This window comes from Dyadobacter luteus (genome assembly GCF_003383615.1).
Taxonomy (GTDB): domain Bacteria; phylum Bacteroidota; class Bacteroidia; order Cytophagales; family Spirosomataceae; genus Dyadobacter; species Dyadobacter luteus.
Window position 1 is genome coordinate 27,452 of the sequence record NZ_QNUL01000038.1, and the last position, 20,960, is coordinate 48,411.

Here is a 20,960-nt window from a genome sequence, read left to right on the forward strand (position 1 = left end):
CTCATATGTTAAAACGTGCAGCTACTGTCGCAATCATTGACGACAGCGCAATAATCAGATATTCAGTAAATTACGTATTAAAATCTAAAGGATTTCCTGTACTGTTCGAAGCAGACAATGGCGCTGTCTGCCTTGAAATCATGACGAGCCTCGCCGTTTTCCCAGATATTCTCATTCTTGATATCGAAATGCCGGTAATGGATGGATATACAACAGCAAGCATCGTAAAAAAGAATTGGCCAACCATTCAAATTATTGCATTCTCCGGAAGAGAAGATCAGGCAAGTATCAGCCGAAGTATAAAAGCGGGTGCAGATTACTTCTTTTCAAAAAATGATGACCTCAATAACCTTTTGGATTTACTTCATAAAATCTCTGGTAACCACCTATAATTACGTTTTATACTTTTTATGATTTACAGTTCATTTGACAATACCTGCTGAATACAACGTTATAGATAATGAATGATCTTTCCTATATGATCAAAAAAAAAGACAATTATTATTATCTCAAAGTCTTCAATAAGAGATACTAATCATACAAGTTTAGATCACAAATGTATATGTTATCCTTTCGAATACTAGACTACAACTTACATTTATAGCGTGTAATCGATAAACTGCACATCAATCTTTCAAATATCCAGCACTTATTCTATTAAAATATAGAATAATTACCCTTCTCACCTAGCAACTTTGCTATTTATACACACTTCACATATTACTACATTTGATACATTAAAATTAACTGACGAGCAAATAAGATATAATTGTATTTCTCAGTTCAGCAACAGCCTGTATCTTATTTTAACGCCCATCTCATTAAATATGATCAACAGACTTTTTAATGATGTTAGTATGACAGGATTTCCATAGTAAGATTACCCCTTCTTTATTAAAATACTACAGTATGAAAAAGTTATTCTTTTTTGACCAGATTAAGGAGAACAAAGACATAGGATTCCTTCCACATCACTGGCGCCTGGAACGCGTGGGAACAATAAGCGAAGTATTGAATCATCCCTTTTTCTGTATGTCTGGTGAAAAGCCTGACGTCTTCATGGCCAGACCTGGCTCTCCGGTTAGTGAAATGGCTGTATTTCTACGGTATTTAAAACGCCACCGCCCGAATGTACCCTTTGTGCTTGTCATTCACGATGATCGGCATGAGGAAGTATGGCGTACTCTGCTTAAAGGAGTTGACATTCTACTTTTAAAGCGAGCATCAGTAAGTGGCTATCTGGATCATTTTACCAATGCAATGTCAAAACACATTCAAACATCCTGACAATCCCTCAAATATACACGTTAATTTCCGGATCTATCGTGTAGTGAACGTATGCCATTTCCCTGCAAATCACCTTATCATCAGATAAAGGTGAATAGTTGTTGTAAAATCAACAGACTTATAAAAAGTACGTACTATTCAAAATTAGATCAATAAGACAATCACAAAATATACTTGGTTCTATAGCAATCATCCTATCCTCAAAATAGAATCATTGCTATTTTTTAATAAAGTTACTAATATACCTTTGTTTTACAATGAATTAATCAAACAATACACTTCATAATAATAGAAAAGTATTAACCAAAATCAACACACTATTGCATGAGAAATAATATACTTAAAAATACTCCTTCAAGTTGCATATCGCAACAATCAAATAGTTTTCAGCTCCTTTCAGATATTTAAATACTAACAGAATTTCAAAACTGGTGAGTGACTAATTTGAGCATTCACTATGGGAAAATTTTATTCTATCTGAATTTTATTTACTACCAGCGGAAGATTTCCAAAAGTGTTTATCAGATAAGTCACGGGCAAAGCTATTTCAAATTTGCTATCTGTAAACAGATTCGTTCGGCAGCTGCAGATTTAGAGACCAACGCAAAACCCGACAACCACAGACACACTTTCAAATCATTAAGATATTGAAATACAATTGTACATATTTTCATGTAACCTTTAACCGAATCGCATTGTTGCGCCAGTTTCTACCGGGATTTGTCCTGCTACTAACTGCTTTGACATTGTCATATGCAGAGGAACCGGCTCGGGAATATGGTGTTTCTGTATTTGGGAAGGTTTTGGGGATTCATGAACATAGTGCCTTGGCGATAAGTGGCGATCTGTATCTCGAAGGTGCTGAGATAACCGGCTCAGGCACGCTCCTGTTGACAGACAAAAAAGTACAGCGTATCCGTGCTTCGCATAGTACCGTAAGCAAGCTGGAAATTAACAATCCCACACGTGTCCTACTACACGGTGAGCTGCATATATACCATAAGTTAATTGTAAAACATGGTGTAATGGATTCCAGTAATGCATTACTTACGCTGGCAGACAGTAGTACGGTAGCTCTTTTGCAAGGTGGTTCACTGCTTGATTCTATACACTACCGGACAGCAGAAGTACCCCTTTCTTCTACCAAAGTCCGGAACTGGCCAGTGCCCCTTACAGAGCAACTTGCGGATTTACTAAAACCTCACATAAGCATTTTTGATTGTATCACATTTTGTCCTTTTGACACCAGTTTGTCTGAGCCGACATATAGCGAAGTTTTTTCTCCTCCAGAGCAGTGTCCTGTCCGGTACCACAGACTCTAAAGCATCAATCCTGGTAGCTTACCGCCATCACGATGCAAAAAACTAACATAAAATCATTCATTGTATACGATCATGAAAATTAAACATATATTTCTTACCTCACTTGTAGCATTACTAAGCACTACGTTCTCGTTTGCACAGGTGAAGATAGGTACCAATCCGACAGCGATTGAAGCTACTTCCAATCTCGAAGTGGAAGCGTCCACTGCTAACAGACAATTTAAAGTCAACCGTACAAGTGGACAAGTGACTATTAAAGACGGGACTGAAGGATTAGGAAAAGTGTTAACATCGGATGCCAACGGAAACGCAAGCTGGACAAATTTGACATCTGCGTTTAGAATGACAAGCATCTTCTCTTCTACACCACCGTATTATGAAAACGCAGGCGATCCTACTATCTATCGTCTCATTCCCGCGCAGACGGTAGTAATAGATCAAGATGGTGGATGTACGTCAGGGGCCAACCCAAAGTATACCGTCGTACAGCCTGGTACTTACACAATCATGGGAGGTGTGACAATGTTCCCACAATATGAAAACACGGCAGCTTCTTTGCGCATATACAAAAATGGTAATGTTTTAAAAACAGTCGGTTCAACCCAGTGGATGGGACAGGTTGGTGCGATGGAAATTACAGTGGTTGATGTCGCCGCTGTTGGAGATGTGTATGAGCTTAGACTGAATAATAATAAAAATTGGATGCGTCTTTATGAGGCTGATTTCTCAGGAACCCGGATAAAATAGAAATTAAAATCGGTAATCTTATTCCGATGGCTGGCAAGATTAATTAGTCTTTGCCAGCCATCAATCTCAAACTATCATTTCAACAGCAAGGAGTGCAATCCATTGAGCACATTTAGCTTATATTATCAAACACACATACATCCATAATAAGATCATGAAAGTAAAACAAATCCTTATCGCAGCGTCTTTTATTCTTGCCACCGCGGCTCAGGCACAAGTAAAAGTGGGTAGCAACCCTACCACCATTTCATCCAATGCAGTCCTTGATGTAGAAGGTACAAGCGGCAGCCACACGGTGGTGTTGCAGAACGGAAATACAGGAGTGGGAACGGTCACGCCCGGAAATAAAGTAGAGATCAACCAGGGAATAGCTGGTAATTCCGGATTGCGGTTTTCGCAAATCAACAGCACAACGGTTCCGACCACAACCAAGGCAGCCACTTTGGGTGTAGATAACAATGGAGATGTAGTAGTAGTGGATGGAGCGGTTACAAGACAATACCTATCTGTAGCCAGAGTAAATAGCTACCAGGGAGTCAGTGGTGGGCAGGATATCGTTTTTAATTCAATTACAAGCGAGAATGGCACAATACCCTATAATACCAGCACAGGTGTAGCAACTCTGACGATCGGAAAAACCTATGTAATCACCGCAGCATTACACTTGGCTCAATACTCTGCCGGAAGTTTTGCATGGATACGTTATGGATTTGTAAACGCAGAAACCAACAATTTATTGATCCCCACGGGAACGGCCGAAACACAAGCTGCCGGTGCCACAACAGGTTCAGGAAGCTCCGGAGGAATTTCCGTTATTTACAAAGCCGTTGCCGGAGCCAATACGATCAAACTACGAGCTTTGGATATATTCAACTATGAATTGAATACAGCAGGTCAGGCTAATATAAGACATGATAGGTATTCCGGATTTGTAGTGTATGAATTATAGTTCATATGCAAATCAATTGAAACTTTATCAATTCAAGACAAACTGATTTCAAGAAAAACCAACCAGTCCCTTTCCAAATCTCTGTCTTGTATCTTCAAAATTGCGACATAGAACCCGGCAGGAATCTTCTATGTTGCAATTTTTGTTTGGAATATATACGAGGTATGCAGAATTACCACTTATTCAAGTCCTGTACTTAATGGATCCAGACCGGTTGTTCGCAAATATCCAGGAGGCACTGATACTTTATCTTTACCAAAATGGCAAAATTCGGCTACAACTGACAACATTACAGCAACCATGAAAGGCCCCAAGTATGCTCTGTTAAACATATTACGCAATTCAACATACAAACGACAACAGAGCATCATTTATACCTATGTTTTTCTAATACTCCAGGATTATTAGAAAGTCAAAACCAGAGGATGCTATTCAATTCGCCTCCATTCTGGCGTCTCTATGTCGGGCTTTCTCCCCATTGAGGACTAACCATACGCACAATACGAGGTCAAAGCACAGTCTGACCTCTTGGCGATTAAATACCATTCACGAAAATACAATGCACATCCTCAGGTATAAACGTGTATACAGGATACCATGCAAAGCAATTATATATTCTTGTACCTGAGATAAATAACCCTGCGTTCTGAGTGACTGGATAAACTCTGAATCAAAGGTACGTAAAATGCATAACCTGTTTCTTGCTTAATTAAATCAGAAAAATACAATACAGGTATTTGCTTAGTCCCCTCATCATCCAACTTAAATATTTTATCCCCAAAATCATAATCATATCCACTTACCACTGGCATCAAAATTCTCAGCACCAGAGAACTGTCTCGATCACCATCAGGTAATGATAAACGAAACACTACCCTGCTCTTGTACTTTGTAACGGATCGTTTGATTTGAATATTGTGAGTAAAATCTGTTGCACTTGAAGTCCTTTCCAAATTCAATTCTACCACATTTTTATATTTTTGTGCATATAAATCAGAACATAAAAACACAAACAAAAAAATAATTAATTGGTAATTTTTCATAATAAATAGTGGGTAATTGAACTTAACATAACGTCTTTTATACTCACAAATATCGATCAGATTATTTTAACATAGAATAAAAAATAAATACAAATCATTCTACTATAAATTAGCTATTATTCTACAAGATACTAATCCGTTAAAATTCAGAATAATATTAACTTAGCAGCATCATAATACATCGCCAGAAAAAGGCATAAACACCCTTCCAAAAATAACTATATTCAAAATTTCATGATAAAATAATTACACACGTACAGCCATCTCAATTATTCAATTTGTGTGTATCTATTAGCTTTCATTGTGTCATAAAGTATCAAAGAGTAAAGTAATGTGAAATGGTTTCCCGAAATTCGGGAAACCACTTTTTTATCTATCCAAAATTTCCTGTTGATCATCAGATCTGCCTCACCCATCCCTTATAAGCAAGAAAGCCCGGATTCGAATTGAATCCAGGCCTTGCCAGCTGAACCTTAATCTTAAAAAAAGCCTTACTGCATTGATAAGTGTGTGTAGTGTGAACCAGAGTCATTAACAGTCGCCACGTAATCAAAAAACGTAAAGCTTAACCTGTATCCGCAGCATGGCATCCATGAAGAAATCATGGAGGCATTAGTTATAGTATTTTCGTTCTTGAAACGAAGGGCTCATTTCTGATTGATAGTAAGAAGTGGCTATATCTTCTATTGATGAACTAGCGTCATCCCTAATGAAAAATAATACAAGTTATCAAAACTGCCAGCGTTAGCACCGTAACCAATATAAACCTTGTCGCCTGCTTGAAGAGGTAAATATTGAAAGCCATTAAGAGTAGTTGGCGTGCTCGCAACTAACGTATAATCACTCGCAACCAATGTGGTTGTTGCACCGCGGATACGAAAGTAGTCAACCCGAAAATTCGATAGTGTATTACACTGAACAATTAGTTTGGCAGAAACCTGATAAAGACCCGAAACCGGAACGGTTGCTTGACCAGTTGTTGGATTGTACATTGACGACGGGTCATACACCAGCTGATTTGGAATTAGATTGCCGGTTCCACCAGTCGTAGTTTGTATTAATACACTGTATGAATTATAGTTCGTAACTCCTCTGTCATAAAGAAAAGAATGTGAAGCTGAAGAATTTACAGTCACGACATCTCCATTATTATCCACTCCGATCGGACTTACATTAGCTTGTGTTTTGGGGCTAACTGATGTCAAATTCGTAAGCCGCAAACCAGAACTGTTGGTGCTTCCCGAATTTATCTCCAGTTTATTTGCTGGTGTCACCGTACCTACACCTGTGTTTCCATTCTGCAATACTACGGTGTGGCTGCCGGTGTTTCCTTCCACATCTAGCACTGCGTTGGTTGAAATGGTTGTTGGGTTAGTTCCTATTTTGACCTGAGCGACAGCGACATGGGCTGCCAAATTAAAAATTGCCGGGATTACGAATAACCTTATTAAGGTACATGGTTTGATAAATTGTTGGATCATGTGATTAATTATTTAAAATTGAATATCCATTTTTTAAATTTAGCGCTACACTTCTAACTGATCTTAAGTTGCAGATTGTTAGTTACTTATAGAATTGAAGACTTGTGGCCGCGGAAGTCAGGAAAAGCCTTATTGGATTGATAAGTGTGTGTAGTGTGAACCAGAGTCATTAACAGTCACCACGTAATCAGAAAACGTAAAGCTTAACCTGTATCCGCAGCATGGCATCCATGAAGAAATCATGGAGGCATTAGTTATAGTATTTTCGTTCTTGAACATTTTATAAAAGGAGGATTTACAAGTTTCATATTCAGCTGTAATAGCCTATGTCATCCTGCAACTATTTTAGCAATGCAACTCTGCGATCGTACACCCCGAAATCGATATCCTGACTCTCCAGAGTACTCTTCAACTGAAATACATTGCTAACACTGAGCTTGCGAAAGATATTAGATTTGATAGTACTGATTGTTGAGGCTTTTCTGGACAACTCCGCTGCGATCCAGGTCGTCTTCTTACCTTCCAGAATATATCTGGCAATTCTGTATTCATTGACCGTAAGAGGGGTTGGCTTCTTGATTTTCGCTACCTTCTGTGTATCATGCAAATCCAATAATAACCAGAATATATCCTGACTCACATATCTCCTCCCCTCTAAAACATCATGGAAGCATTTGGTAAATTCTTTCAATTCTGAGTCAATGGACAAAAATCCGCTTACCCCCGCATTCAGATAACCGGCAACCACATCAAGCTCTGCCATTACTCCTATGACAATGAGGTTGGCTGTCGGATATCTCAACCTTGCTCCTGGAATATCATTTGTATTTTCCTGATCTGCACGGATCACGACCACATCAGGATTTACTTGACTCTCGGACCTGATCGTCTCTGATTCGGCTAATGTATATTCAGGAAAGGTGTCCTTCAGGAAGCCAATGGTTCCATATCGGTAAAAGGGGATTCTGTCGACGACTAGAATTGTCATAACTTTAATATTTTAATGGTAAAAAAATGGAGGGCGGCTACACATAGCTTTACCAGTTTGAACTCGGATTCAATTAACATTGTCAGTGAAGGGCATCTTTCCGGAATCTCCGGAAAGATGCCTGCATTACCGACATGCGCATTTTCTATTTATTGACAACAATCTTCTGCGAAGACTTCACGCCATTCTTACGGGTTACATCTACAATGTAAATTCCGGAATGCAATTTGGTTACATCAATCCCCGATTCGTCCTGCGCTCCGGCCTGATAGATCACTTTTCCGTCCAGGCTCAAAATTTGCACTTTTGCAACCTCTGAAACTTCACGAATGTATAACCTACTAGCTACCGGATTAGGATATACGGAGAGATCCTTTTCGATTCCGTCGAACCGTATGGATTTTACAGAACTGTAGGCGAAAGTCTGGTCTTTATCAACCATTCTTAGGCGGTACAAATTTTCGCCATTAATTGGCTGGGTGTGCTTAGATGTGTAGTCGACTAAAATGTCACTTTCTCCCTTAGACACTACTTTATCGATTACTGCCCACTGTTTACCATTAGCACTATGCTGGACCTCAAAGTAGTCACTGTTTGTCTCCGCAGTTGTAGCCCAAGTCATCTGTGCTATTTTCCCCTCTTTCGAAACATTGAATGAAACAAGGGTAACTGGAAGCGGTGCGCTCGTATATATCGCCACAGCATCATCATTCGTTTCACTTGCATATAGATCTCCAGGAGGAGTCAAGTTTGCTAGAAAACCTGTATTATTAGTTGTCGTTGCTTGCATGATTGGCAGACTAACTAAATTAATCTCATATATAACGTCAGCGGCCATTGTAAGATCCTTAGAAGTCCCAATATAGGTGTTCTGGCTCGCAATGTACTGCCAGTTGAAAAATTCAGCTCCATCTCCAGTCGGCATGACAGAAGGACTGCCTTGTAAATTATTTAATGTAATTGTAACTCGTGCATGGCTTATACCGAGATCATCGCTACTCAAAGGTTGATCCAGAATTTCAGCTACTATTTTGAAACCAATGGTAGCTGTTCCGGGGTAAGATGCCGGAGACGGAATAACAGTAGGGCTAATCAAAGCCATGTCAACCGACTGAGCCTTAGCCGCAAAAGCGACTGAAACCATCAATAATATTGCCAGAAAGTTGTTTAAAATCTTTTTCATAATATTTGTAATGTCTGGTTTTAGTTTGCAAAAAATTGGATGACTTCTGAGTCTTGGTTATTCAGGACATTCACCTCACCTCCACCTTGACCAGCTGGAATTGTGGTAGGCAAAGCGAACGTTCCATCCGTTCCATTAGGATTTAGTGTGACATAGAACGCAAGTCTCCGCTGGCTGCTCCTTGGAATTGATGTGGTGGTTGTAAAAATATAGTAGTTAGGATCCGAGGCAGACGCTGTCCAGATAGAGTTTTGAACAGTGACATTACCATTCGCCGGTGCAATTGCCTGTGCAGGATCCCACTCAAAGTTAGAGAGCAGAGCATTTTTCGCTAATCTTACTGTGATTTGCCCGGTAGTAGCCGCTACAGTACCCACCTCAAGAACAGCAAGAACTATTTCTAATCTTTGAACACCATTGACAATACCCGGAACAACCGAAATACGGGGCGTAACATCCGGCCCAACTCCCGCCAAGGTGTATGCTGTATATGTATTAGGAACAACAGGCAAAACCGTTGTAATTGAACCTTCTGTCACAGTACTCGTGCCACCTAGTATAGAAGTCGCATTAACCGTAGAAGGTATCCTAACCCACTTAGAACCATCCCAACCGACAATTGTTAGTGCAGCCAAAACACTACCTGTCAAAGTAGTGACATTACTTGAAGCATCCCAGGTCAGGGTGATAGGCGTAGCTACCGTCCCATCAATATCCCAGTATTCGACAGTACTGACAGACTTGACACCAGCACCTCTGTTCAGTAAGCCTGTAGGAAACGGCCCTCCGTTAGGCAGTGCAGGATAATTTGTGCCCGTAAATAGATTACTTGTTACCGCGGTAGCTGGATTTGCCCGGAAATATGCCCCCATCGTTCCATCTGCAGATGCAGCAAACTGTCCTAGAAATCCATTGTCCCCAACAGGAAAGATGAATTGCCCTGCACCATATTTGCGTACGTAGCCATCTACATACCCTGCATCAGATGCACCCGTAGAAGTCAAATTATCACCTACGAAATTAAGAACTCCAAAATTGTCTGTGGCCCTCTCCGTCAGAATAACGCCCGGTTGCGCACCACCGCCACCCGTCACAAAATTGTGATTCCCAAAAAAGGTCATTTGTGCTCCTCCGAAAATACTTGTGTTACCCTGGCTGCCTTCCTGCGCCTTTGCTGAGTGTACTAATAAAAATAGCACAGCCAGCATCAATAAGCTAGTCCATCTTTCGCTCCCCGAAGACAACTTATTACTGTGTAGTAGTTGATTGGTCATTTTACATTGGTTGTTTGTGTGTACTTATAGGTTTTCTGTTTTCCATAACGTTGCGCCCTCCATTTTTCCGGCCACCATGGACCTTCAAAGAATTGTATTACTTCTAAATCGATTATCTTTCGACCAGACCTTCAAGTGATACTACAGCCTCATGCGCTTAAAGCTTCCACAGATGCCTCACCGATTTTTTCAGTTAATGTTAATTCAATAATCGATTCAGCAACTCCGGATTTACAATAGTCGGGTGAAGGTATCAGAGTACCCTTGGCAACCTGCTCTGCAGTACGAAATAAGCTATCCCACTTTTTACCAATTTCGTATTTTATCGAATTCAGGTAATGCTCTTGCTTAACAAGGATGCTAGTCACTTAACTTATATAATGCAATACTAAAGCTGTAATTACCAGCACCAGCCCAGCCAGAGGCAGTTGACAATGAAACCCTAACGATATCATTCACCGCAAACCTGCAAATCCCGGTATTTGTGCTTCCCGTGCCTTCCCCCCGGTTTGTCCTCGCACAATTAATATCTATACCAGTAGCGTTTACGGTTATTGCATGACAATAGTCAAAGACACCCCCGGGAGCTCCCGGCTGTCCCGGGCATAACACTGTTACTGCATAAAAATAAATTCCCTCTTCCATAATTCTGATTTGCCTATTACTACCTGTATAGGCAATGTCATTTACCAACTGAGGGCTAAGATTTGCCACAGTAACATTCGCGCCATTAGTTGCAGCTATAACATTCCCTTTTAACCTTACATATGGGCGTTTTGCAACAGCTTCTGTAAGAGAGCTTCTGGGTACAGCTCTGACATTCCCACTCTCGTCTACGGTTAAAACACTATCGGCTACTGCCAAGTGGAGTATTTTCAATAACCATCGTGCCATTGTCCTTGTGAACAATAACCTTTTTGTTATTTAATGCCTCAACTTCCAGGTTGGAGTTCGCCCCTATTGTTGTAGGATTAGTCCCAATTTTTACCTGAGCAAAACTAGCTGTGCCCAGGGCTGACACTCCCAACAAGAGTAACAACTTTGCGCATAGCCTGCCTATTTCTGTGTGTGTTACTTTCATATGTTATAAATTGATTTGGTTTTATCATTTGCTGACCACCACTTCTGAACTCTTGGATGTTGTAATTAACTGAGACATTTGAGTCTGCATTTCTTCAATTCTGGCGCTCATTGAAGCCACTTTATCAACCTGCTCTGTCAGTACCTTATTCTGCTGTTTTAACTTTTCAATTTCAGCCTGCTGATCCTGAATCGCCTTCACCAATAATGGTGTCACCTTTCCGTAGTCCACACTCCATGGATTCTCTGTGGCATCCTTCCCTCCGACCGTAACTGCATTCGGGAATACCGTGTACAATTGCTGAGCAAGAAAACCTGTCACGATCGTTTTTTTATCTGCGATGTAATTGTAATCTCTAACTTCAATCTTCATCAGGTCAGCAATGCCGTAGCGTGTGGATTTGATATTCTCTTTCAACCTTTGGTCCGAGCTAGTATTGTATGCTACAGTATACCCTCCTCCACGGGAAATTGAGCCTGCCTCACCCGTGTTACCATTAGAGGTGAGATTAAATCTTATGTACACATCCCCGGCAGATGCAAGTCGTTTAGACAGGTAGATATTAGGGGCATTGGTAGAGTTTTGCACGGCTATGTATGCAGTGCGACTATTCCGGTTATAGTAGTTTACAACTCCATTATAAAGATTTGTTCCGTTGTGTAACCCAGCATGTGTGTTGTTGTTCCTGCTTGCCAAAATGTTCCCTTCTGCATGAACCGGAGCTCTGGGAACAGTTGCATATCCGAAACCAACATTACCTGTACGGTAAATCTGGCTGGCTTTATCACCTTTCGCATCCACTCTGGAATTTCTAAGGTAGAACGGAGTTGTTGCCGCATTCGATGGTTTAGGTTGGTAATCTACCCAGCTTCCACCCACACAAGACCATGTATTGCCTTCGGTAGCACTTTCCTCCAGGGTATCAACGTACATCGTCCCGGTCGTACATCCTCCGGTGGGCGCACCTGATCCAAACACAAATACTTTTTCTGTTTCAGCCCCGGCCCTTACCCACTTAGTGCCATCGTTGTAGTAGATCCCCGGATCGACATCTGTGCCGCTGGCAGTATTATACACCTGCATACCTGCAATGTGCCCTGTAAGTGGTGATGCATTGTCTGTACTTGTCAGGGATACTCTTGGAAACAATACCCCCTTATTGGCACTTTCTATATCCAATACAGCGTTGGAATTGACTGTGGTTGGATTGCTTCCTATTTTAACCTGAGCGAATACGACCGACGAGCTCAGAAGTGCTACCGCACCTAACAGAGAGGCTCCGAGCCTGGTCAACTGACGGGTCTTAAAGAGTAGTTTTTCCTTAGCCATTCGTTATGGGTTTAATTGAAAAATGAAATGCGAAACTGATACCTGAAAAAAATATGATCAGACAGAAGGTGGATCATAACACCCTGCATGAGCGACTGTGGAGCCGATGCATTGAAGCAAAGAGAGGAGTACATTGGGGAACATGCAAAACTGCGGGCACTGCTACCGTATGAATTCTCACACCTCACAACAAGGCAAAAACATCACAGGCACCCGGAAATCATTTGAAGTAAAAGTCTATTACCATCTAGTTGTGTTGTTTTAAGGTTAAATTCTATTTGTTTAGCATATCCATCTTACTCGCTTATCTGATTGTTATTGAGACACTCAACACTTTCATACATATAGTTCTACACTAATTTTAAACAAGAAGCTCCCATACTGAACCCGTATCCACTTCTGTAAACTACAATATCCTTGTACTCATCAATTTGTCGCTTAAAAACCATAAAGGAGACATCACATTTGTAATACATTGTTAACAAACAGGGTAGGTAGACCACTATGCTCTCAACAAAGGTAACGTGAGGGGAATCGGATTGATACGGCAATGTAGCCGGCCGCAAAAAGGAATGATTTCTATTAAAAAATAGAACAATTGCTATCGCAGAGTTTAAGATCTAAGCCTTAATATTGTGATCTATTCTCCAAAACAAAACACTTTTACCCCTATGAATCAGCCAATACGAATTGCTTTGATAGACGATCACGAACTTATTCTATGGGCACTAAGTACTATGATTAAGCAGGAAATTCCCGATGTGGAACTCTACGAAGCAAGATCTTTCGACAAGGCATTGGCACTACTGGAAAGATCCCCGATGGACCTGATTGTGCTGGATGTAGACATCCCCGGTGGCAACAACACAAAGATGATAACCGAGCTGCGTCATATATCTCCGCAAGTACGCATCCTTGTACATACTGCTATGAATGAAGAAGATTATTCCATACAATATTTGAGTGCAGGTGCTAACGGATTTCTTTCAAAGTCAGAGCCCAACTCCGTTATTGCAAAAGCAGTTCGGACGGTATTAAAAGGAGAGCGTTATATGAGTGAAAAAACGCAGAGTCTTATTGCTAACAACTATCTTAAAACGGTTACCAGTCCTGAAAAGCAGAAGGTTCGTACCGCAATCACCCCCCGAGAGGCTCAAATCATTACGTTATTGCTTTCCGGAAAATGGACTAAAGAAATCGCCGCCCAACTGGACATAAAATGGAGTACCGTCAGCACGCATAAACTCAGCATTTTTGAAAAATTCGGCGTAACCAGCATCATACAACTTTACAAGAAAATCGAAAAAGAACGCCCTGAACTCATTTCTAAAATCTAAAAATACATTACGCTCAGTAATCCAGAGAAACTTTGCTGATAAACCAGCTCAATACTGTTTCCCATAATTTCTCCAAATGAAATACTTATCTACCTTGCTAATTTATACATTAAGTATCACCCCTACCCCAAAAGATACTTCATTTCTCCTTCTCTCATCATTACCTGATTCGCGAAAAGTCTTCTCTGATTGGTTTTGTCACTGACGCCGTATAAACAAATTGCCTGTTAGGAGGGGCGGCTTAGGAATCTTCTTACATCCGGGAAATATTTCATTGACAAATTAGATACCCTTGATTCTGTGGCTCATCAACTATAATCTCTTTAATTGCACCGCTTCGGTTCATTATTTATGGCCCAAAATTTGATGTAGATGCGGGCCCCATGAATGAACCGGAAATCACAACATCGGGAAATACCTCAGGGTATAGTTACAATACCTGGGGTAATGCCAGTTATGTAGCCATATAGAACAGGTTTTATTTGAACGAATTGTATCTTGATTATGTCCATCTCTTCTTACAGGGTGCTTCTGAAAGATCTCAACTAACAAGGTCCCGAGGTACCAGTTAAAACCTCATACATCTGCCACTCCACATAAATCTACCTCAACTATGTCAATCGCCACAAATCACCAGTTACGGAATGCTCTTTGCAGCTTTCTTACCATTTTCATCGTGTCTTGTCAGACAGCTATAGCAAAAACGCTGCCAAAATATTCTCTCAAACACTATACTGCAGAAAATGGATTGCCTCAAAACACCATCAAGAGTATAGCAGCTGATTCAGACGGATTTTTGTGGCTCACTACAGAAGATGGACTCGTCCGATTCGATGGTCGCAGGTTTCACACTTTCGACAAACAAAGTACTGGTGTGAAGAGTAAAAGAGCTACTTACATTCGCCCTGCACGTAAGAACTTGTCAAACAGTAGTCGACTCGACATTGCGTATGCTTATTTTGCTAACAACGAGATATGCAGGATACAAAACGGGGCTGTATTTCCGGTCACGGATTTACCAAGTGAAACAGGTAGTCAAATAAGCAAAATACTGGCTGAAGAAGGAGAACTTTTTATTATTACCGGTTTACCCTTACCATGGGACAGGGCTCCGGCACCGGAGATGCCGGTTTTTATTACCAACAATAGCATGGGCGGAAACTTCTACCTCTGCACCAGTTCAACTGTATCGCATTATCAAAAGTGGAAAAAAAGATATGAAGTTAAAAATGCAACCACACAACGATTAAATTATTTTGTTTTGGCGGATCAACTCTATCATTTCGATGGAAAAAAATCCTTTGTGCGAATCTTTGAAGGCAAAAGAACTACGTTTGACTTAGCCGGGGATATCCTTAAGAGCCAATCGTACCCAAATCCACAAAAAACGATCAAACTCTATTGGAACAACAATTCCGACCAGGCTTACCTGTATCTGGATGGACAACTTTTCTCATTTGTACAACACGCCGACGGAACACTGACAACCAGGCTGGAACTAGACAATTTTGATTTTATCGCTCAGAGTATAGATGTGGTCTATTTTGACACGGTAAGTCGAAAGTTCTTTCTGGGAAGTGGTATAAACGGTCTTTTTGTTCTCTCCATGCATCAGTTTGAAACCATAAGTATTGGTGGTAGTGGCAGACCGAACGTATTCTATGCTCAACTTGCTTATGACCACAATTCCATTTTGACTCCAACTGGCACTATTGTGGGAAAAATCCCTGAAAATGACAAGCTTATTGATAGCCATCTTTCTGCAATAAAGCGCCTTAATGGCACCGACAAGCGCGTCATTTTCAGAGATAAACAGGAAACTGTCTGGATCAAAGATGGCCCCACCCTCACAAGATTCAATAAACAGCAACAGATTACGTATCAGTGGAAATTCAGATCGGAAGTGAAGGCTATTCGACAAATTAATGAATCTGAATTCCTGATTGGTGTGATTAACAAGGGATTGTATAAGCTCAACACAAATGCTCCGTTATCGGAGCCCCAACTTGTTGAAGGACGGCTTTCTCAGAGTGTTACATGGCTTTCCCCCCGCAACGCTACCCAGGCATGGGTTGGAACCGAAACGGGGCTTTACATTTTCAATTATTCCAGTAAAAAAATGACCTTAGTGGAGGAGACTGCTGGTCTTTATATCAAGAGCATAGAGCCTTATCAGCAAAGTCTTTTTTGGATTACTGCCAATGACAAGGGACTTATGATGATTGACAAAGACAATAGACTTGTGTCATTTCCCTTAGACAAAAATGGTTATCTGGCCAGTGCCCACTGTACCGTCAACGACAGCCTGGGATACCTTTGGATTACGACTAACCGGGGACTGTTCCAGATGAAGATTTCGGATCTTCTCTGGTATGCCTTCAAACATAAAAACCAGGGTTGGCATGATACCCCTGAGTATTCCTCTCCAATACCCTACTATGGTTATTACAGCATGGAAGACGGTTTTGCAACCAACGAATTTAATGGCAGCTGCAGCCCTTGTGCTGTGAAATTGGCCAACGGCTATGTTTCTCTTCCTTCCCTCAACGGGCTTGTCTGGTTTAAACCTGAACACATCAATATTAACCAGCCTTCCGATAAAATTGTACTGGACTGGGTGCAGGTTGAAAACAAAAACGTGCAGAAAAGCGGTGATACCATCCGGCTTCCATTGAGGCCCGAGAACATTAAGTTACGTTTTGCCTCCGCTTACAATGGTAATCCAAATAACCTCAGCATCTCCTATAAATTGGTCAGATCCGATCAAGACGAATCAGCAGTGAGCTGGCAGCCCGTAGAAGAAGATGATAACGGAATCCTGCTTCGCTACAACAGCCTGTCTTCCGACAGCTATACCCTCCTTGTACGTAAGCAAACCGGTTTTGGTTTGAACAGCTACACCACTAAATCGATTTATCTCATTGTTCCCAACTCGTGGTACGAAAACGGATGGATTATCCTGGTTTTTATCATCATCTTCCTGATCGGTATCATTTTTATAACCTCATTCATTAATAAGCGCAGACTAAAAATCATCGTTCGTAAAAATCAGGAACTTGAAAAGATCGTAATTTCACGTACAAAGGACCTCCATGTGACCATGGACGGATTAGAAAAGTCAAGAAAAGAAATGGGACTGCAACTTGCTATGATGTCGAGAATAGTGGCCTCCATCAGCCATGACGTACAGACTCCCCTCAGATATATCTCCTTCGCCTCGAAAACGGTTCCGGATCTGCTGGAAAGTAAGGATTTACAAAACATCGCCAGAGTCGGAACGATGATAGCCAGCACCTCCGATCAAATGAGTACCATGCTGGAACAATTGTTGAATTTCATCAAAGTGCAGGCCTATAACCCAAATACGAATTATGAAAAAATCAATCTTAAAAAACTGGTGGCCGACAAACATGAGTTGTTTAAGGGTGTAATTGAAATGAATGGCAGCAGATTCATTTGTGAGCTACCAACATACCTTACTGTCCAATCAGACTTGCAGCTGTTATCTATTATTGTACACAATTTGCTGGATAATGCTTCAAAATATACAGTGGGAGGAGTCATAAACATTTCGCAACGCACAACAGAGAATACTACTGAATTAATTATCAGCAATACCGGCAAAGGTATCCCTCCCCATACTGCTGCCATCATTAATGCCGAATATACCGGCCAAACCGGTGAAGACTATTTTAAACCTGGTACATCAAAAGGACTGGGACTGCTTATTGTGAAGGAAATTGCTTCTCTTTTGAATATTACTATAAGTGTAGATTCAAATGAGCAAACCAGCTTTCATTTATTGTTTACAAGCAATTAACATAAGTCAATACTAATGTGGAAAAACATTGCCATCAAATGCAACGCCTTTCCACGTTAGTGACACTTTTGCTTTACATTACTAAGCTCAAATGTAATGTCAAAAATTGATCAATTCACAATAAACCGTTTACAAACAGCCTCAATTGGATATTTTGGTTACAGTAAAGGTACTAAAACCTGTCCTGAAGTTTCCACTTGTCTGTTGTGTGAACATTACAACACTAACGACATCTCCGGCAGTGAGTCTTTTAAGTACCCTTCCAGATTGAAGCATACTTGTATCGAACACGTTACGCCCCGCTGCAAACTGATCCGTAAACGCACCATTTACATAGAGCCTTATAGTCCAAGCTCCGGGTGGCAATGCACTACTTTGGGTTGCCACCCAGCTCGTGATCACATTCAGATCATAAAGTCCCGCAGATGGTATCACTACTGTATTTCCTACTTTGTTTCCTCCTACATCAAAAACTGTCGTTGGATAGACTATTGTATTATGTGCTGAGTTGCCATAGATTTCCTGCTGGCCCGCAGAAGTTATCTGTACTTGAACGGGTGAGAATTGAGAGCCGGATTGACCGATAGCAACCCATCCCGTCCCGTCCCAATAATACTCTCCAACTTTTGCAGGCAGAGTGGGATAACCTGCCTTAGTGGAAGTAATATTTACATTCGTATTGTATACATGCATACCGGCGGCCGAAGTTCCCTGAAGCCCCCAGGTAGTGTATTGCCCAAGGAAACGCGCGGCATCAGTAATCCTTTATTTGTTGTTTCTAGCTCCAGTACGGATCCTGGGTTGATAACTGTGGGGTTATCACCGATTTTTACCTGAGCATATGCCTGTGAGCTCAATGCGATTGATAGTGCGAAAATGATTGGTTTAAGTTGCATAATACTAATTGATAAATAGTTGTGTATATAATAAATTGTTTAATTATTCTGGTAAATGATTATCTACTGTGTCTGATCACTAATTCTAAAATATTTAAAGAGGTCTCTGCATTATATGCCCGGAGAGTGAAAATCTCCGGGCATACAGAAAATTACCATCGGCCAAAATAGGACAAACTTCAAGAGCAACCACTCAGGGTTAGATACATTAAAAACGAACTACATAATTGTCTCAAATGAAAGTCAGATAGGGTGTATTTCAAAACTTCGTTTTGAGTTTTGATGAGTGCTAAATAATTTAATTGAATTAGGCACTTACGAAATAATCAATTTGTAAGGATACGGTGGTTTTGATACCATTCGTTTCATTAAATTCTCAAATATTCCTTCCTTCATTTTGTGACGGTTGAACCTGTAGGTATACTCGTTAACATAAGCTTGCAAGTAATGCACTGAATGGTGAACACCTCTAAGCCAAGCTTTAAACATCATAATACTCCGATGTAATTGCGGAAAATTTTTACCCTTTTTCTCTGATTTCTCGCGGGTTAGCTTAGGGAATTCTGACTCCAAACCTTTGTATCCAGTCCAGCCGTCAGTACGAACCTGAGCTTGCTTTCCAATATGCTCACCCATGAATTTTTTCAGATTTTTCTTGCTTGCTGTTTCAATAACACGTCCATACATCCGAGAAACGCCCTTTCCCTTTCTTTCAATAGCTACAACCATGATCTTTTTCTTGCCCTCATTTCGACCTATTGCCTGGTCGTCCTGACCACCGACGTAGGTTTCGTCCACGTCTACTTTACCTTCCATTGGAAAGTTTTGGCTGCTTTCCATCGCTTTCATCACTTTTTGTTTAAAAAGCCAACACGTTTTCTGTCTTAATGCTAATTTCCTGCTCAGTTCGGTGCTACTTATTCCATTCTTACTTGTCGACAGATAGTAAATAATATAGAATGCCTTCAAAATTGGCACCTTACTTTTATGAAACAAAGTACCCGCAGTTGGCGATTCTATATAACGGCAACTTGTGCACTGTCGATCATAGGTTCCATTACCGCCGCAGTACCTTCCGTGCCCGCATTTAGAGCATTTGAATTCATTTTGCCATTTCAAATTGGCTAGATATTCTCTACATTTATCTTCATCAGGAAACTGAGTCTGAAACTCAAATAACGATAGGCTGTTGAATCTTTTCTCCATATAACTCACTTGTTTACAAGTAAGTTAAGTATTTTTGCACTCTTTATCAAGTGCCTAATTCAATAATTTAAACATCTTAAGTAATTAATATAAGATCGAGGTCTTTTCGATAAAACGAGTAATTTTACAGACATGACTGCGAAGAATTTTTAGCATTGGTTAACGCTCAGTATGATAAATTAACGGCCTCCGCCGCTGACTTATAGTCAGGCAATACCTTTTATGCCTACGAAGAAGGTTTTGTAAAAGTGTAGACAGACGACTGGAAATTCCGGCGTAATCAATTCGGAATTTCCAGATGTCATCCTTTTGTAATTGCAAGCCACTTTATAAGTATTTACGCTGGCGTGGCTTACAATTAGTACTTATCAAAGCAAAACAGAGAAGTTGTAAGCGCCTAGAATTGATTGTAGCTACACTCAGGGATGAATAAAACCATTTGAGCTATCTGAGGGAAAAATTGTACCTTTGAATGATTTAGTCCCATCTTGATTATTTGACCAAGATCACGTCATAAGCTGCACTTTGACCAATCCCTTTATATTCTAGCAAATACACTGTAAAACCGGTTGCTGTTTTATTAAGTACAAGTGGCGACGATATAAAAGCATTTCCGTTAATTAAAAGTCCATTTAAATTAGGACCGCCTGTTTGTGTTAACGAAACTGTATAATTTGAAGTTCCAATACTTGGAAATGTCACCGCAACTGTAATAAACATATTACCACCAACACCGTCGATTCCGCCAGTGACAGTAGCTCCTGTAATAAAACCGCTGACAGCTCTTGCTCCTGACGCCGCAGAACTTATATCCCCAGCGACAAAACTTCCTGTAAGTAGTGTACTGGCAGTAGAAGGCACGGTAACCACATCCCCATTTATATCCACTCCCAGCGTTTGATAGTTATACTAATTTCAAAATAAAAAGTCGTATATTTACGTATGAAATATGCTGACATTATTAAGGAAAGCATTGCTGATCTCGTTCTACTGGAAAAGCGAGAAAAGAATGCAATG

General features: G+C 40.6%; 18 protein-coding genes. 7 read left to right on the forward strand and 11 right to left on the reverse strand.

Annotated features, from left to right (window positions below):
* Window positions 1–5 precede the first annotated feature (5 nt).
* The 5 genes from DSL64_RS26705 to DSL64_RS26730 all read left to right on the forward strand — a co-directional run bounded on the left by DSL64_RS26705 (window position 6) and on the right by DSL64_RS26730 (window position 4,305).
* A complete protein-coding gene (locus DSL64_RS26705; RefSeq protein WP_115834022.1) occupies window positions 6–392 on the forward strand; it encodes a response regulator transcription factor in 387 nt (128 codons plus the stop codon).
* Window positions 393–909: 517 nt separating this feature from the next.
* Window positions 910–1,287: a hypothetical protein gene (locus DSL64_RS26710; RefSeq protein WP_115834023.1), complete on the forward strand. Its 378-nt coding sequence runs from the start codon at window positions 910–912 to the stop codon at window positions 1,285–1,287.
* Between the two features lie 698 nt (window positions 1,288–1,985).
* Entirely contained in the window at window positions 1,986–2,609 is a 624-nt protein-coding gene (locus tag DSL64_RS26720) for a hypothetical protein (protein WP_147300424.1), read from the forward strand.
* A 72-nt stretch (window positions 2,610–2,681) separates the two neighbouring features.
* Entirely contained in the window at window positions 2,682–3,356 is a 675-nt protein-coding gene (locus tag DSL64_RS26725) for a hypothetical protein (protein ID WP_115834026.1), read from the forward strand.
* 154 nt (window positions 3,357–3,510) lie between these two features.
* Entirely contained in the window at window positions 3,511–4,305 is a 795-nt protein-coding gene (locus DSL64_RS26730) for a hypothetical protein (protein WP_115834027.1), read from the forward strand.
* A 608-nt stretch (window positions 4,306–4,913) separates the two neighbouring features.
* On the opposite strand, the gene DSL64_RS26735 is transcribed toward DSL64_RS26730, so the two are convergent.
* The 8 genes from DSL64_RS26735 to DSL64_RS26770 all read right to left on the reverse strand — a co-directional run bounded on the left by DSL64_RS26735 (window position 4,914) and on the right by DSL64_RS26770 (window position 12,684).
* Window positions 4,914–5,348: a hypothetical protein gene (locus DSL64_RS26735; protein WP_115834028.1), complete on the reverse strand. Its 435-nt coding sequence runs from the start codon at window positions 5,346–5,348 to the stop codon at window positions 4,914–4,916.
* A gap of 683 nt (window positions 5,349–6,031) precedes the next feature.
* The gene (locus tag DSL64_RS26740) at window positions 6,032–6,829 is read right to left on the reverse strand and encodes a C1q-like domain-containing protein (protein WP_115834029.1); all 798 of its coding nucleotides are present in this window, start codon (window positions 6,827–6,829) and stop codon (window positions 6,032–6,034) included.
* 340 nt (window positions 6,830–7,169) lie between these two features.
* Window positions 7,170–7,817: a helix-turn-helix transcriptional regulator gene (locus DSL64_RS26745; RefSeq protein WP_115834030.1), complete on the reverse strand. Its 648-nt coding sequence runs from the start codon at window positions 7,815–7,817 to the stop codon at window positions 7,170–7,172.
* A gap of 145 nt (window positions 7,818–7,962) precedes the next feature.
* On the reverse strand, window positions 7,963–9,000 hold the full coding sequence (locus DSL64_RS26750; protein WP_115834031.1) for a T9SS type A sorting domain-containing protein: 1,038 nt from the start codon (window positions 8,998–9,000) through the stop codon (window positions 7,963–7,965).
* Window positions 9,001–9,020: 20 nt separating this feature from the next.
* Complete coding sequence (locus DSL64_RS29370) at window positions 9,021–10,274, reverse strand: hypothetical protein (protein WP_229217242.1); 1,254 nt, start codon at window positions 10,272–10,274, stop codon at window positions 9,021–9,023.
* Window positions 10,275–10,634: 360 nt separating this feature from the next.
* Window positions 10,635–11,138 (reverse strand): hypothetical protein, encoded by a 504-nt coding sequence (locus DSL64_RS26765; RefSeq protein WP_147300425.1) that lies wholly within the window; start codon window positions 11,136–11,138, stop codon window positions 10,635–10,637.
* On the reverse strand, window positions 11,122–11,355 hold the full coding sequence (locus tag DSL64_RS28870) for a hypothetical protein (protein ID WP_147300426.1): 234 nt from the start codon (window positions 11,353–11,355) through the stop codon (window positions 11,122–11,124). Before DSL64_RS28870 ends, DSL64_RS26765 begins: the two co-directional genes overlap by 17 nt.
* 24 nt (window positions 11,356–11,379) lie before the next feature.
* Window positions 11,380–12,684, reverse strand: coding sequence for a phage tail-like protein (locus DSL64_RS26770; protein ID WP_115834034.1), 1,305 nt, complete (start codon window positions 12,682–12,684; stop codon window positions 11,380–11,382).
* A 671-nt stretch (window positions 12,685–13,355) separates the two neighbouring features.
* Here DSL64_RS26770 and DSL64_RS26775 point away from each other — a divergent pair.
* Both DSL64_RS26775 and DSL64_RS26780 read left to right on the forward strand, forming a co-directional pair.
* Window positions 13,356–14,021 (forward strand): response regulator, encoded by a 666-nt coding sequence (locus DSL64_RS26775; protein WP_115834035.1) that lies wholly within the window; start codon window positions 13,356–13,358, stop codon window positions 14,019–14,021.
* A 613-nt stretch (window positions 14,022–14,634) separates the two neighbouring features.
* On the forward strand, window positions 14,635–17,841 hold the full coding sequence (locus DSL64_RS26780; RefSeq protein WP_115834036.1) for a sensor histidine kinase: 3,207 nt from the start codon (window positions 14,635–14,637) through the stop codon (window positions 17,839–17,841).
* Between the two features lie 141 nt (window positions 17,842–17,982).
* On the opposite strand, the gene DSL64_RS26785 is transcribed toward DSL64_RS26780, so the two are convergent.
* The 3 genes from DSL64_RS26785 to DSL64_RS26795 all read right to left on the reverse strand — a co-directional run bounded on the left by DSL64_RS26785 (window position 17,983) and on the right by DSL64_RS26795 (window position 20,831).
* Entirely contained in the window at window positions 17,983–18,534 is a 552-nt protein-coding gene (locus tag DSL64_RS26785) for a hypothetical protein (protein ID WP_115834037.1), read from the reverse strand.
* Window positions 18,535–19,052: 518 nt separating this feature from the next.
* Window positions 19,053–19,943, reverse strand: a complete 891-nt coding sequence (locus DSL64_RS26790; RefSeq protein ID WP_115834038.1) for an IS1595 family transposase — start codon at window positions 19,941–19,943, stop codon at window positions 19,053–19,055.
* 492 nt (window positions 19,944–20,435) lie between these two features.
* Window positions 20,436–20,831: a hypothetical protein gene (locus tag DSL64_RS26795; protein WP_115834039.1), complete on the reverse strand. Its 396-nt coding sequence runs from the start codon at window positions 20,829–20,831 to the stop codon at window positions 20,436–20,438.
* Window positions 20,832–20,960: the final 129 nt, after the last annotated feature.